This window comes from Bacteroides sp. 11BF (assembly GCF_019633765.1).
In the GTDB taxonomy this organism is placed as follows: domain Bacteria; phylum Bacteroidota; class Bacteroidia; order Bacteroidales; family Bacteroidaceae; genus Bacteroides; species Bacteroides hominis.
This window is the reverse complement of sequence record NZ_JAFKPJ010000005.1, coordinates 201,521-216,517: the sequence shown is the minus strand read 5'-3', so window position 1 is coordinate 216,517 and position 14,997 is coordinate 201,521. Positions and strand designations below refer to the sequence as shown.

Below are 14,997 nucleotides of genomic sequence, written 5' to 3'. Positions count from 1 at the left end.
AGTCACCTGTTTTGTTAATAACTGCCAGGCGAGATACGGGCATTTTTTCTCTTTTTAGCTCGCAAATATACGTATTAAAATTGAATATCAATTCCTTTTTTTACTCACTTGCAGAAGATTAAGATTTGTAAACGGGTAGTCTGCATGGCTAACCATCAGATGGTTTCAAGACTTCCATTAAGAGTTAGCTGATAAAACATCCCCATGTTTTTGATAACAAGATCCCCATGTTATATCTAATAACATCCGGATGTTCTTCACAATAACATCCGGATGTTTTCTACTCTTGTTTCTTATCTGCTGTGAATACAATATTAATAGACCTTCGCTTTCCTATTTGGTTCTGTTGTCGATACAAGTTCTTTTTGCTACTTTTGTGCATTTCGAAAACATAAAATAATAGATAAGGTAAGATTGTATGGAAAATAAAAGGCCTTTGATCCTCGTTTCCAATGACGACGGTATTATGGCAAAAGGTATTAGTGAACTGATTAAATTTCTTCGTCCGCTGGGCGAAATCGTAGTAATGGCTCCTGACGCCCCCCGTTCCGGCAGTGGATGTGCACTGACGGTGACACAGCCGGTGCATTATCAGTTATTGAAAAAAGATGTGGGGTTGACTGTTTATAAGTGTTCCGGTACGCCGGCCGATTGTATAAAACTGGCACGAAATCAGATACTTGACCGTGAACCCGATCTGGTTGTCGGTGGGATTAATCATGGTGACAATTCTGCTACCAATGTACACTACTCCGGCACGATGGGGGTTGTAATCGAAGGTTGCCTTAACGGAATTCCTTCTATCGGGTTTTCTATTTGTGATCATGCCCCCGGAGCTGATTTTGATGCTGCAGGACCTTATGTGCGGAAAATAGCGGCAATGGTTCTTGAGAAGGGACTTCCGCCACTGACTTGCCTCAATGTGAATTTTCCCAATACTCCGGAACTGAAGGGAGTGAAAATCTGCGAACAGGCCAAAGGGCACTGGAGCGGAGAGTGGCAGGCCTGTCCACGGAGAGACGATACGAATTATTATTGGCTGACCGGAGAGTTTATCGATCACGAACCGGAGAACGAGAAGAACGATCATTGGGCGTTGGCCAACGGATATGTAGCCATCACACCGACGGTAGTGGATATGACTGCTTATCATTTTATGGACGAATTGAAATCCTGGGAATTATGAAATACTATCTGATTGTTGGCGAAGCCTCGGGCGATTTGCACGCTTCTCACTTGATGGCTGCACTGAAAGAGGAGGATCCGCGGGCTGAATTCCGTTTCTTTGGCGGTGATATGATGGCTGCTGTAGGAGGAACGATGGTGAAGCATTATAAGGAGCTGGCTTACATGGGCTTTATTCCTGTATTGCTGCATCTGCGAACCATCTTTGCCAACATGAAGAGATGTAAGGAGGACATCGTGGCATGGTCGCCGGATGTTGTTATTTTGGTGGATTATCCGGGCTTTAATCTCGATATTGCCAAGTTTGTGCATGCGAAAACGAAGATTCCGGTTTATTACTATATTTCTCCCAAGATTTGGGCATGGAAAGAATATCGCATCAAAAATATAAGAAGAGATGTAGATGAGCTTTTCTCCATTCTCCCTTTTGAGGTTGAGTTTTTTGAGGGGCATCAATACCCGATTCATTACGTTGGTAATCCGACGGTGGATGAAGTTACCGCTTTCAAGGCTGCAAATCCGGAAACATTTGCCGATTTTATCAGTGATAATGAGTTAGCGGATAAGCCTATCATTGCTTTGCTTGCCGGAAGCCGGAAGCAGGAGATTAAGGATAATCTCCCCGATATGATCCGGGCAGCCTCGGCTTTTCCGGATTATCAGCTTGTGCTGGCTGCCGCTCCCGGCATTTCTCCGGAATACTATGCTGAATTCGTAAAAGGGACAAATCTGCAAGTAATCTTTGGCCGGACTTACCGCTTGCTTCAACAGGCGGATGTCGCTTTGGTGACATCCGGAACTGCCACTCTTGAGACGGCACTTTTCCGCGTACCGCAAGTGGTTTGCTATCATACTCCCGTAGGGAAGCTGGTGTCTTTCCTCCGGAAACATATCTTGAAGGTGAAGTTTATCTCGTTGGTCAACTTGATTGCCGGACGGGAAGTAGTCAGGGAATTGGTGGCTGATACGATGACGGTGGAGAATATGCGGAACGAGCTGAAACGTTTGTTGTTTCAAGAAGACTATCGACGGAAAATGTTGGATGGTTATAAAGAAATGGCACGGTTGCTCGGACCGGCAGGAGCCCCGAGGCATGCTGCACGCGAAATGGTGAAATTGCTTAAAAAATAGTTTTTTATTCAATAATAGGACAGAAACCGGTGCAGTAAATGCCCGGTTTTTTTATTTATAAGGTAAAAGGAATAAATTAAGAATAGATATGAAAAGAGTTAAACTACTTTGGGTGGCAATGCTGACGCTGATACTGCCGGCATTGCAGTCGTGTGATGACGGTGACGGTTATTCATTGGGCGATATAGCAAGAGACTGGGCTACAGTCCGGGTAGTCGGTGGCGATACTTATGCACTGAATGCCGACCATTGGGGAAGTCTTTGGCCTGCTGCGACTGCGATTCCGGGCTATAGGCCGATAGACGGACAGCGTGTGATTACTTATTTCAATCCTCTTTATGATAATTATGAAGGATACGATCATGGGGTAAAAGTAGAGTGTAACTATGACGTCCTGACTAAACAAATAGAGGACCTGACTGCCGACAATGAAGCGGAAATAGGCAATGACCCTGTTCTTGTATATAAAGATATGATGTGGATTGGAGGCGGATATCTGAACATCATTTTTCGCCAGTGCTTACCGGCCAAAGAAAAACATCGCTTCAGTCTGGTTCGCGATACGCGAAACATGGCTAAAGATGGTGATGACGGGTATATCCATTTGGAATATCGTTATAATACGTATGGTGATGTGACTAAGCGTTGTTTAAACGGTGCGGTATCTTTTAATTTGAATTCGTTGGATCTGACCGGTAAGAAAGGCATTAAAGTGAAACTGAATTCTGTTGAAAACGGAGAAGTTGAGGTAGTCTTTGATGTAAAAGAACAGCCGATACCCGAGGGTGCAAAGAATATAGAGCTTTCAAACGAAGTTCAGGTAATGTAAAAAGGGTGAGTTGTAAATAACGGGCTACAAATGGAAGTTTCGCTATATTCTGCGAGATGCTTTACGTTTGTAGCCCGTTTTTATTTGCGGCTATTATTTTTTTATCGATTTTAGAACAGGGTCAGTGCATATAAGTAGACAACTCCTGCCGGTATGGCCATAAGCGAACTGTCGAAGCGATCGAGCATACCACCGTGTCCCGGCAAAATGCTTCCAGAATCTTTAATTTGCAATTGACGTTTCAGAAGTGACTCCGTTAAGTCTCCCCAAGTTCCGAAAATAACAACGACCAGTGCCAACCCGGCCCACTCAGCCCAAGTCATGACCGGAAAGAAATAGGCAAATGCAAACGAAGCGGCAATGGCTACGATACCGCCGCCGATAGAACCTTCCCATGACTTCTTCGGAGAAATACGTTCGAATAAACGATGCTTGCCAAACAGAGAGCCGAAGCAGTAGGCGCCCGTATCATTCAGCCATAGAAATACAAATATAGAAAGCGGTAATATCGGATTATAAGAGACGCTGGTTGTTTCCGGATCATTCTGGAAAGCGAGTACATTCAGTAAAGCAAAAGGGAGAGCGATATACATCTGGCTCAACATGGAATAAGCCCAGTTGAGTACCGGATTCTTTTTCTTAAGGTATAATTCGCTTACCATCAGGTAAATGAGCAATACCAGATAAGGAATGAATATTTTGGAATCGGCAGCATCGATGCAGAATCCCATGAGAGCAAGGAACAGATAAGCTCCTCCCAGCATGGTGATGGTCCGGTTGATGGCTACTTCCCCCGATTGATTGACAAGATGGCCGAACTCACGTATGGTCAAAGCACTGACAATAACGAAAAGTGTTCCGAAAGCCAGTGGATCGTACAGTATACAACCCACTATGATGGCTACAAATAATATTCCTGTTATGGCGCGTTGTAAAAAGTTGTTTTTCAAGGTGCTGTTACATTTTTAGTTTTGTGATGCCGCCGGTTCTTGTTGCGCATTGTCTTCTTGAGACTCTGTTGCTTGTGGAGTATCGGTATTTTCTCCATCCGTAGAGTGGGCGGTATTTTCTTGTTTGCTATTGGCTGCCATGATCTCTTCCGAACGGGAAGCCCAAGGACGTTTACCGAAGATACGTTCTACGTCTTCGGCAAAGATTACTTCTTTATCGATCAGTAGCTGCGCCAATTCGTTGTGCTGCTCTTTGTGTTCCGAGAGGATTTGTTTGGCACGTTCATATTGTTCGTTAACCATTCTTTTCACCTCTTCGTCAATCAGTTCGGCAGTCTTTTCGCTATACGGACGTTGGAACGAATACTCATCATTATTATAATAGCATAAGTTCGGCAACTTTTCACTCATTCCCAAGTAGGCGATCATACCATAAGCCTGTTTGGTCACACGTTCAAGATCATTGGCAGCTCCACTGGATACGCGGCCAATGAAGAGATCTTCTGCTGCGCGTCCGCCCAGAGTGGCACACATCTCATCGAGCATTTGCTCTTTGGTGGTAATTTGCCTTTCTTCCGGCAGATACCATGCAGCTCCCAATGCGCGTCCACGAGGAACGATGGTTACCTTAATCAATGGGTTGGCATATTCCAATAACCAAGAGATGCTTGCGTGTCCGGCTTCATGCAAAGCAATAGAGCGGCGTTCGGCTTCCGTGGTGATTTTGGTTTTCTTTTCAAGTCCACCGATGATACGGTCTACAGCATCCAGAAAATCCTGTTTGCCTACGAATTTCTTTCCATGTCGTGCAGCTATCAGGGCTGCTTCGTTGCATACGTTTGCAATATCAGCTCCCGAAAATCCGGGGGTCTGGCGGGCAAGCAGATCTACATCTACTGTATCGTCTATCTTGATGGGGCGCAAATGCACACCAAATACTTCCTTACGTTCGTTGAGATCCGGTAAATCTACATGAATTTGCCGGTCGAATCGTCCGGCACGGAGTAATGCTTTATCGAGTACATCCACACGGTTAGTGGCTGCCAGAATAATAACACCGCTGTTTGAGCCGAAACCGTCCATTTCAGTTAGCAGCTGGTTCAACGTGTTCTCACGTTCATCATTGCCGCCCATCGCAGGATTCTTGCCGCGGGCACGTCCTACGGCATCAATCTCATCGATGAAAACAATACAGGGAGCCTTTTCCTTAGCCTGTTTGAAAAGGTCGCGTACGCGGGATGCACCTACACCGACAAACATTTCAACGAAATCGGAACCGGCCAAAGAGAAAAAAGGTACATTGGCTTCACCGGCTACAGCCTTTGCAAGCAATGTTTTACCTGTTCCCGGAGGGCCTACCAGCAAGGCGCCTTTAGGAATTTTACCTCCCAAATCCGTATATTTCTGGGGTTCTTTCAGGAATTCGACAATCTCTTCTACTTCCTGTTTGGCTTCTGCCAGTCCGGCTACATCTTTAAATGTCACTTTGATGGATCCACCTTTCTCAAAGAGCTGTGCTTTCGATTTTCCTACATTGAATACGCCACCTGCTCCACCACTGGCACCACTGCCCATGCGGCGCATGAAGAATATCCACAAGGCAATCAGGAAGACAATAGGCAGCACATTCCAAAGTATTGCGCTGAAGTAGTCTTTCTTCTTATCATAGCTGACAGAACCGTCGAAATGTGTTTCTTCTTTTTCCTTTTGCAGGAAGTTATCCAGATTTTCGCGTGAAGGAGCTTCGGTGGTAATCATCGGATTCCGGCCTACACGTGTAGAATCTTGTTTGAATACAGCTCCTACGTACTGTGGCTTAATATAAATTTCAACTGTGTTGTCATCATAGCCAATCACTTTACTGACATACCCGTCACGTACGTATTGTTGGAATTCATCATAAGAGATGTTCTTGTTAACAGAACTGTTTCCGTTAGCGAAATACAGCCCTAAAAGCATCAGGGCGATAATCATATACATCCAGTTCAGATTGAACTTGGGCATATTTACTTTATTGTTGGTTTTCTTGCTGTTATTGTCCATACTGATAGATTAATCAATGTCGGGAATAGTAATTAGTTTGGCATCTGCCCACAGGTGCTCCAAATTATAAAAGTTTCTGGCCTCCGGCAGGAATACGTGTACTAATACGTCAGAAAAGTCCATAGCTACCCACTCTGCGTTTCGTTGTCCATCGATGGCAGAGGGTTTAGTGCCGGCACCTTTTCGGGTAAATTCTTTTATGGAATCTACGATGGCAACGACCTGGCTGGGGGAGTTCCCCTGACAGATTACAAAGTATTGGCATATCGTGTCGTCAATGTTTGTCAGATCTGCTATGACAATGTTTTTACCTTTTTTTTCTTGTATACCTTCGGTTATCTTTTCTATTAATACTTTCGTTTCGTTCATTTATAGGTTGAAATTAAATAATCAATGTTTAGTTTCTGTTTATAACAAGGAAGGGGCATTCTTTGTTTTCCTGTCATAAACGTGATATTTTTTACAAATATACGCTGATTTATTGTATCAAGGAAAGTTATATGCTAAATCTATTTCATTTTTTGTTTTTTTTTAGGGATGCATCTCTTTGGAATCCGGCGTATTAGATATTTTTTTGCAAAAAAAGAGCGAAAAGTATTTGTGATTAAAAAAAACTTTGTACCTTTGCAACCGCAAACGAGAAACAAAGAATGTGAATCGTTAAGCGACATTGGGCTATGGTGTAATGGTAACACTACAGATTCTGGTCCTGTCATTTCTGGTTCGAGTCCAGATAGCCCAACAAAGAGAGCGAAGTTTTTATATAAAACTTCGCTCTCTTTGTTGGTATTCTTTCCTATCTCTAATTTTCGTATATAAAAAAAGCGAATCAAAGCGGCTTATGCCTCCTGATTCGCTTTACATAGAACTAAAAATTATTTTCCTTTATTCTTCTTTGATTGATTCATCAATTACCTTTATCTTCTGCAATACCAATTCCAGATCAGCTTTGAGCTTTTCTACCTTACGATTAATTTCGGTCAAAAGGCTGTTTCCTTTTTTGGAAGAGGTAGTGAGGAAGCCCAAGTTGTTTTCATAGGTCTGGAGTTCGTTTTTCATGTTCTCGTACGTACGAACCAATTTTTCGCGTTCACGATAAATAGATTGCGAACCTCCACTTTGAATATTACCGATAGAAGATTTGAAATTACTCAGTTTCTTGTTCGATGCACTGATATTGAATCGGTCGAAAAGCTGGTCAATCAAACCGTGATATTGCTTATAAAGCTTATCTTTCTCTTTGAAAGGAACATGCCCGATATTATTCCATTCTTTCATCAATTCACGAACTTCTTTGCTTGCTTCATCAGCATCTGTTGTTTCGTCAATTGAGGTTAATTGGGCTATGATTGCTTTTTTCTTTTCCAGATTTTCTTGTTCTACAGAACGTTGGGAAGAGGTGGCTTTGCCCTTTTGTTCAAAGAAGTAATCACATGCAGTGATAAAACGTTTCCAAACTGCATCCGAATATTTTTTAGAAACAGGGCCGATTGTCTTCCATTCTTTTTGTAGTTTAGTCAAGACTTCGGCTGTTTCTTTCCAGTCGGTACTATCTTTCAGAGCTTCTGCCTTTTCACATAATGCTTTTTTCTTTTCCAGATTGGCATTCATACCCTCTTTCAGAGACTTGAAGAATTCTCCTTTTTTCTTGAAGAACTCGTCGCAAGCTTTACGGAAACGCTCAAAGATTTTCACGTTCATTTTCTGTGGAGCGAAACCGATTGTTTTCCATTTGTTTTGCAGGGCGATTACTTCTTGCGTCTTGGTTTCCCATGCAGCAAATGTTTTCAGTTGATCGAATTCGATTGCTTCTACTATTTCGCAAATAACTGTTTTCTGATCCAGATTATGCTGTTCGCTCTCTTTTAATGCTTCGAAATGTTGCTGATGACGACGATTGACAGCAGTAGAGGCAGCTTTGAAGCGGTTCCATATTTCGTCACGCAATTCTTTGGCAACCGGGCCGGTATCGCGGAACTCTTGATGTAGTTTCTGTAATTGATGGAAAGCGGAGACTACATCTTGTTCGTCGGCCAGTTTCTCTGCAGCTTCACAAAGGTGTGTCTTGATTTCCAGATTCTTCTTGAAATCATATTCCCTGAATTCATTATTCAGTTTTAGTATATCGTAGAACTTCTCAACATACAGTTGATAATTCTTCCACAACTCGTTTACTTTAGCCTGTGGTACCAGCTTTACTTCATTCCACTGTTGCTGTAGCTTTTTAAATTCATTGTAGGATTTATTGGCGTCATCGGGTGATTCCACCAGTTCTTTTAATTCTTCGATAATTGACAGCTTGACTTGAAGATTCTCTTCTTTCTGTTTTTCAATCTCAGCAGCCAAAGCACTTCTCTTCTCTTTGATGGCTGCCATTAAACTTTTGAATTCTTCTTCTACACCGTTAGGCTGTGCAATAAATTCATCTTCGGCACCACCATTTTCTACGAATAACTTTTTCGCAGCCTCGAGTTCGGCATTATGAATTTTATAGAAAGTCTGCTTTAAACCATCCAGCTCCTGTTTACTTGCATTTTCAGCATCTTGGGCAACTTCTTTTAATCGGGACAGCACTTCTTCTTTAGTGTTCAGTTTTGAACCTGATTCGGTTGATTTTTCAGCAATCGTTTCTTCAGCCGGAGTTTCTGTAATCTCTTCAGAAACCTCAACTGCTTTTTTTTCTTCTTCTAATTCCCCTTGTTTCAAAGGTTGGTTAGTGTCATGAGAGTCCATCATTGTATATTCGTTTTTAGGAAAACAGGATTTGTCCTTAAATCCATTAGGTCACAAATTAATGAAATAAAATGATTACTTCATACTATTTTCCTTTATTTTTTTTCATTATAGCTGTTTTTTACGATAATAACACCGTAATTCCCATGTACATCATCATACCAATGATGTCATTTGTAATGGCAATAAACGGCCCTGTAGCTATAGCAGGATCTATTTTCATCTTTTCCAGTGTCATTGGAACCAGAGTACCGAAGATGGAGGCAAACATCACTACTGAAAACAGGCTGATGGATACCGAATAAGTAACAGTGGCCGTTGCACCGAAACGAATGAAATTATAGGTATATACCAGTAAAGAGATGATTGTGGCATTAATCAATGCAACTACAGCTTCTTTGCTGACTTGTTTGAACGTGTTTTTAGCATCGAGAGAACTGTTTGCCAAGCCTTGTACGACAAGTGCCGATGACTGGGTTCCCACATTTCCACCCGTACCGCCAATTAACGGTATGTAAAGAGCCATTTCGGGATGTGCGGCAAAAGTAGAATCAAAATTACCTAATATCATAGAGTTACCTATGCCGCCAATCATACCGATTAATAGCCAGGGCAAGCGGGCTGTAGTCTGACGAAGTACATTGTCGTCCGTTTCTACATCCTGCGAGAGACCGGATGCCAATTGGTAATCGCGCTCCGATTGTTCACGAACCTCGTCCATGACGTCGTCGACGGTAATCTGTCCTACCAACCGGCCGATGCTGTCGAGAACCGGGATAGCAACCAAGTCATACTTTTCGATAATTTGTGCCACTTCATCGATAGGTGTGTCTACGTGTACGGAGATAGGGTCTTTCTGCATCACATGTTTAACTTTGGATACAGAGGGTGACGTAATCATCTTTTTCAGTGGAAATATTCCGCGAAGACGTTCGTCATCGTCTATCACATATACATAATAGATGTCATCAAGTTCTTCTGCCTGTTGACGCATTTCTTTCAGGCATTCGGGCATACTCCAGTTTTCGTTGACGGTCACCATTTCCGTACCCATCAAACCACCGGCGGTATTTTCGTCATATTTCAGCAGGTCGACAATGTCTCCTGCCTGTTCGATGTCTTCAATGTGCGAAAGTACCTCTTCCTGCTTGTCTTCATCCAGTTCGCGCATCAAATCTACGGCATCGTCCGTATCCATATAGTCAACGAAACGTTTGGCAATGGTTTCTGATGGCAGGATGTCAAGAAACTCTTTACGAACATCCTCGTCCATTTCTACAAGTACGTCCGCGGCAGTTTCATTATCAAGTAATCGATAGACGAAGCGGGCTTCTTCCGGATTCAATTCGTTACACAACTCCGCTATATCAGCAGGGTGCAGATCGATAAGAAGCTCTTTTACTTTATCGGCATCTTTTTCTCCGATAAGCTCTTTTACGTTGTCAATGTATTCTTCGTTCATAATTACATCCTTACCTGCTTCCTGTAAATCGAGGAAGTCACGTTTAGTATACTACGTTTGTTCAGTCCGATAATCCGGCTTCCCCATTGGGAATTTCTTTTTGAGAAGTTGCTTCTATCGGGGACTTCAGCGCTTGTTCCACCCGGTTTGTCAGGTCTATAAACTCCTGTACCGAGAGTTGTTCAGGGCGTTTGTTGAATAGAGCGTCTTCTGTCAACGGGCAATCTTTACCCAAGATCGGTTTGATGGAGTTTCGTAATGTCTTTCGACGCTGGTTGAAAGTAGTTTTCACTACCTGTTTGAATAGCTTCGGATCACAACCAAGGTCTTGTATCTCGTTGCGTGTCATTCGTATGACTGCACTCTTCACTTTTGGAGGTGGGTTGAACACATGTTCGCTTACAGTGAAAAGATACTCTACCCGATACCAGGCTTGTATCAGAACGCTGAGAATGCCATATGTTTTACTGCCCGGCCCGGCCGCAATGCGTTCGGCTACTTCCTTTTGGATCATTCCTGTACAGCAAGGAATCAGGTCTTTGTTATCCAACATTTTGAAAAATATCTGGCTGGATATATTATAAGGATAGTTTCCGGTTAATACGAACGGATTTCCGTCAAATAAACGTTGCAGGTTCATTTTCAGGAAGTCATCCTCAATGATGTTATCTTCCAGTGACGGATAGGCTTCTCGCAGATAGGCTACTGATTCATAATCGACCTCCACCACTTTTACCAACCGTTCTTTTTTGACAAGGAACTGAGTGAGCACACCCATTCCCGGCCCAACTTCCAGAATCGGCAGTTCGGGGAATGTATCTACTGTATCGGCAATGTCCTGTGCCACTTTCAGGTCTTTCAGGAAGTGTTGCCCGAGAAACTTTTTAGGCTTTACTAATTTCATTTATCAACTAAATAACTACTTTTGCAGCAGACAAAGGTAATTCTTTTAAATGAAGAATAAAGAATTAGGGATGAAGAAACTAATAAAAAAGGCACTGAAACTTATCTTACCATTGGTTTTGGGAGGCTTTATCTTATATTGGGTCTATCGTGACTTCGATTTTGTAAAAGCCGCGGAGGTTTTGCAACACGGCACAAACTGGTGGTGGATGGCTTTTTCACTTCTTTTCGGCATATCGGCACAAGTGTTTCGTGGTTGGCGTTGGCGTCAGACGCTGGAACCTTTGGGAGCGTTTCCCCGAAGAAGTGATTGCGTCAATGCCATTTTCATTTCGTATGCAGCCAGTTTGGTGGTGCCGCGGGTAGGGGAAGTGAGCCGGTGTGGGATACTTGCAAAATACGATGATGTTTCCTTTGCTAAATCTTTAGGTACTGTGGTAACCGAACGTCTGGTAGATACACTGACTATTCTTTTGATTACCGGTATCACGGTTTTGTTGCAAATGCCTGTATTTGTCACCTTTCTTGAACAAACCGGTACGAAGATTCCTTCATTGATGCATTTACTTACGTCTGTTTGGTTCTATATCATTCTGTTTTGTGGAATAGGAGTTGTTGTGCTATTTTATTATTTGATTCGTACCCTTTCTTTTTTCGAAAAAGTGAAAGGAGTTGTACTGAATGTTTGTGAAGGCATTATGTCACTGCGGAATGTGAAAAATCTTCCGCTTTTCCTGCTTTATAGTTTTTTGATTTGGCTCAGCTATTTTCTCCATTTTTATTTCACTTTCTATTGTTTTGCTTTTACGGCACATCTGGGACTTCTTGCTGCATTGGTCATGTTTGTCGGAGGAACATTTGCCGTAATTGTTCCTACTCCGAATGGAGCCGGTCCGTGGCATTTTGCAGTGATCACCATGATGATGCTTTATGGGGTAAATGCGACAGATGCCGGAATATTTGCATTGATCGTTCATGGCATTCAAACCTTATTGGTCGTTTTATTAGGCATTTACGGGTTGACGGCTATTTCCTTTCTCCGACGAAAATAATATTTGCTGATAACAATTGTGTTTCAGGAAATGCGCTTTGCTGACTTAAAACAATATGTGTGTTATTGCTATACATATTTAATCTGTAAATCCGGTTTTTGAACTTTTTTTATTTGAATTTCTTCCGGTAATTCTTTCTTTTCCATTCTTTTTAGTAGCTTTGACCTTTAGAAATTGATTTAAAACCTATAAATAATTCATTTATGAGCACAATTCTTGATTTAGCTCCACAAAATGTATGGAAGCACTTCTATTCTTTGACGCAGATTCCGCGTCCGTCGGGACATATGGAAAAAATTACCGGGTTTCTGGTAAATTTCGGTAAAGGTCTCGGCTTGGAAACCTTTGTAGATGAAGCCGGCAATGTGATTATCCGTAAACCTGCCACTCCGGGGATGGAAAATAGAAAAGGAGTAATCCTTCAGGCACATATGGATATGGTACCACAGAAAAACAATGATACTGTTCACGATTTTGAGAAAGATCCGATTGAAACTTATATAGATGGTGAATGGGTGAAAGCTAAAGGTACTACACTTGGAGCCGATAATGGTTTGGGAGTAGCTGCTATCATGGCTGTTCTTGAAGATCAGAATCTGAAACACGGACCGTTGGAAGCTTTGATTACAAAGGATGAAGAAACAGGTATGTTTGGTGCTTTTGGTCTGAAACCGGGTACTGTGAATGGAGAAATACTGCTTAATCTCGATTCTGAAGACGAAGGTGAACTTTATATCGGCTGTGCCGGTGGTATGGACGTTACCGCATCTCTTGAGTATAAGGAAGTGGCTCCGGAAGATGGTGATATTGCCATTAAGGTAAGTTTAAAAGGTCTTCGTGGCGGTCATTCCGGACTGGAAATCAATCAGGGACGTGCCAATGCCAACAAATTACTGGTACGTTTTGTGCGTGAAGCTGTAGCAAGTTATGAAGCTCGCCTGGCAACTTGGGAAGGTGGAAATATGCGGAATGCCATTCCTCGTGAAGCCCATGCAGTAGTAACTATCCCCGCTGAAAATGAAGAAGAACTATTGGGTTTAGTGAAGTATTGCGAAGATATTTTCAATGAAGAGTATAAAGCAATCGAAACTCCTATCAGCTTCACTGCCGAGCGGGTAGAACTGCCTGCAGGAGAAGTACCTGAAGAGATTCAGGATAATCTGATCGATGCTATTTTTGCTTGTCAGAATGGTGTGATGCGAATGATTCCTACAATTCCCGATACAGTAGAAACCTCTTCAAATCTGGCAATCATTAATATTGGTGGTGGAAAAGCTTCTTTCAAGATTCTGGCACGTAGTTCCAGCGACAGCATGAAAGAATGTCTGACTACCAGCCTTGAATGTTGCTTTTCTATGGCGGGTATGAAAGTGGAGATGACGGGAGGATATTCCGGATGGCAACCCGACATCGATTCTCCGATTCTGCATGCAATGAAAGAATCTTATAAAAAGCAGTTTGGTACAGAGCCGGAAGTGAAAGTTATTCATGCCGGGTTGGAATGCGGTATCATTGGGGCTATTATTCCTGGACTGGATATGATTTCATTTGGTCCTACACTGCGTTCACCGCACTCTCCTGATGAAAGAGCCTTGATTCCGACTGTGCAGAAATTCTATGATTTTCTGGTTGCTACGTTAGAACAGACACCGATTAAATAAAGGTTCATCAGCGAATATACGAATGAGGGGCAAGCGTTACAAGCGTTTGCCTCTCTTCTTTTTTAAGGCTCTCTTTTTGTTTTCCTGTTTCATGACGACTTGTCATCCAAATGCAGAATTGTCAATGGCAACCTGCCTTTCTGACTTTATTTATGTCCGGTTTTGTCATATGATTGCCAATAGAAACCAATTTTCTTGATATACATCAAGAAATATGTTTTAAAACATATTTTTCTTCCCTTTTTGAGTACAACGTATCTATTTAGGCCTTATTTTTGTGCTGTAAAACATAAGAATTAGGATAACATAGTTTTTAGGTAACAGTTTTTTTAGGTAAAAAGATTATGAAGATTGTAAGAAGTTTATTAAAGAATTTGGCAAATGCCAATCCTAACATCTGGGGATATGTAACGCTTTAAGCGTTCTCCCCTTTAGGTTTTCGATGTGTGTTTATTAATTAAGGTAATTATTATTAGTATTTGAAGCAATGAAAAAAGTAGTAATGCATCTGCTGGAAAGATGTTTAAGAGAAGCCGGCAGAAATGAAATGATGAAGTGGGGATACACTAAATAAAAGTGTTCCCCACTTTTTTATTGGGGAGTTACTTCACCCATTGGCCCATGAGGTGCATTGCCCAAGACGAGAATTCGTTTCACCTCGGATTTTTTCCATTGAATAATCATGCGGCAATCGCCAGCATATACTTCAAGAAGGTTCCTACAAAAAATCATTTCGATCTTCCATCTTCCACCCGTATCTTCCATCGTCTTTCAAATGTTAAGATGCTGATATACAATACTGAGAAGCGTATTGATTAACCGGATAGTCTGTTTAGAGCATTTTGTTTTCCTTTGCTGTTTAGTCCGAAATGCTCCGTTCTTTGTCCCATCCCCGCCACCCGGGATCGGGTATGCGGACCGGGATAAATAAACGGAGATTCATTATAATAAATTTGGATACAAGGTTTTAAGAGTAGGGACGGATACAGCTGTTTAGTTCGTGATCCTTCAAGAAAAATCAGAATTTTAATGTTTTTATTGATTGTGG

12 protein-coding genes and 1 tRNA gene are annotated in these 14,997 nt (G+C 42.1%); 6 read left to right on the top strand and 7 right to left on the bottom strand.

Features of this window, described 5'->3' with window-relative positions; genetic code table 11:
• The first annotated feature begins 418 nt into the window (after positions 1–418).
• The 3 genes from surE to JZY04_RS07265 all read left to right on the top strand — a co-directional run bounded on the left by surE (position 419) and on the right by JZY04_RS07265 (position 3,145).
• A complete protein-coding gene (surE, locus tag JZY04_RS07275; RefSeq protein ID WP_005775478.1) occupies positions 419–1,186 on the top strand; it encodes a 5'/3'-nucleotidase SurE in 768 nt (255 codons plus the stop codon).
• Entirely contained in the window at positions 1,183–2,316 is a 1,134-nt protein-coding gene (lpxB, locus tag JZY04_RS07270; protein WP_122141584.1) for a lipid-A-disaccharide synthase, read from the top strand. The genes surE and lpxB overlap by 4 nt, the downstream gene beginning before the upstream one ends.
• Positions 2,317–2,404: 88 nt before the next feature.
• A complete protein-coding gene (locus JZY04_RS07265) occupies positions 2,405–3,145 on the top strand; it encodes a NigD-like protein (RefSeq protein ID WP_032537219.1) in 741 nt (246 codons plus the stop codon).
• Between the two features lie 110 nt (positions 3,146–3,255).
• Here the strand turns inward: JZY04_RS07265 and JZY04_RS07260 are convergent, their stop codons facing one another.
• From JZY04_RS07260 to rsfS, 3 genes are read right to left on the bottom strand one after another with little or no spacing between them, the layout of a single operon-like run.
• A complete protein-coding gene (locus tag JZY04_RS07260; RefSeq protein WP_005775482.1) occupies positions 3,256–4,095 on the bottom strand; it encodes a phosphatidate cytidylyltransferase in 840 nt (279 codons plus the stop codon).
• Positions 4,096–4,110: 15 nt separating this feature from the next.
• A complete protein-coding gene (gene ftsH, locus JZY04_RS07255; RefSeq protein WP_122141683.1) occupies positions 4,111–6,099 on the bottom strand; it encodes an ATP-dependent zinc metalloprotease FtsH in 1,989 nt (662 codons plus the stop codon).
• Positions 6,100–6,147: 48 nt separating this feature from the next.
• Positions 6,148–6,507, bottom strand: a complete 360-nt coding sequence (gene rsfS / locus JZY04_RS07250; RefSeq protein ID WP_005775484.1) for a ribosome silencing factor — start codon at positions 6,505–6,507, stop codon at positions 6,148–6,150.
• Between the two features lie 302 nt (positions 6,508–6,809).
• Here rsfS and JZY04_RS07245 point away from each other — a divergent pair.
• Positions 6,810–6,880, top strand: a tRNA-Gln gene (locus JZY04_RS07245).
• A gap of 143 nt (positions 6,881–7,023) precedes the next feature.
• Here the strand turns inward: JZY04_RS07245 and JZY04_RS07240 are convergent.
• From JZY04_RS07240 to rsmA, 3 genes are all read right to left on the bottom strand, one after another.
• On the bottom strand, positions 7,024–8,874 hold the full coding sequence (locus tag JZY04_RS07240) for a DUF349 domain-containing protein (protein WP_005775485.1): 1,851 nt from the start codon (positions 8,872–8,874) through the stop codon (positions 7,024–7,026).
• A gap of 118 nt (positions 8,875–8,992) precedes the next feature.
• Entirely contained in the window at positions 8,993–10,333 is a 1,341-nt protein-coding gene (gene mgtE, locus JZY04_RS07235; RefSeq protein ID WP_005775486.1) for a magnesium transporter, read from the bottom strand.
• Positions 10,334–10,394: 61 nt separating this feature from the next.
• Entirely contained in the window at positions 10,395–11,237 is an 843-nt protein-coding gene (gene rsmA, locus JZY04_RS07230; protein ID WP_122141585.1) for a 16S rRNA (adenine(1518)-N(6)/adenine(1519)-N(6))-dimethyltransferase RsmA, read from the bottom strand.
• 49 nt (positions 11,238–11,286) lie between these two features.
• Between rsmA and JZY04_RS07225 the strand changes: the two genes are divergently transcribed.
• Both JZY04_RS07225 and JZY04_RS07220 read left to right on the top strand, forming a co-directional pair.
• Positions 11,287–12,288 carry a lysylphosphatidylglycerol synthase transmembrane domain-containing protein gene (locus tag JZY04_RS07225; RefSeq protein ID WP_122141586.1) on the top strand — a complete coding sequence of 334 codons (1,002 nt, stop codon included), beginning with the start codon at positions 11,287–11,289 and terminating at the stop codon, positions 12,286–12,288.
• 203 nt (positions 12,289–12,491) lie between these two features.
• The gene (locus tag JZY04_RS07220) at positions 12,492–13,949 is read left to right on the top strand and encodes an aminoacyl-histidine dipeptidase (RefSeq protein ID WP_005810418.1); all 1,458 of its coding nucleotides are present in this window, start codon (positions 12,492–12,494) and stop codon (positions 13,947–13,949) included.
• A 591-nt stretch (positions 13,950–14,540) separates the two neighbouring features.
• Here JZY04_RS07220 and JZY04_RS07215 read toward each other — a convergent pair.
• Entirely contained in the window at positions 14,541–14,714 is a 174-nt protein-coding gene (locus JZY04_RS07215; RefSeq protein WP_220577423.1) for a hypothetical protein, read from the bottom strand.
• Positions 14,715–14,997: the final 283 nt, after the last annotated feature.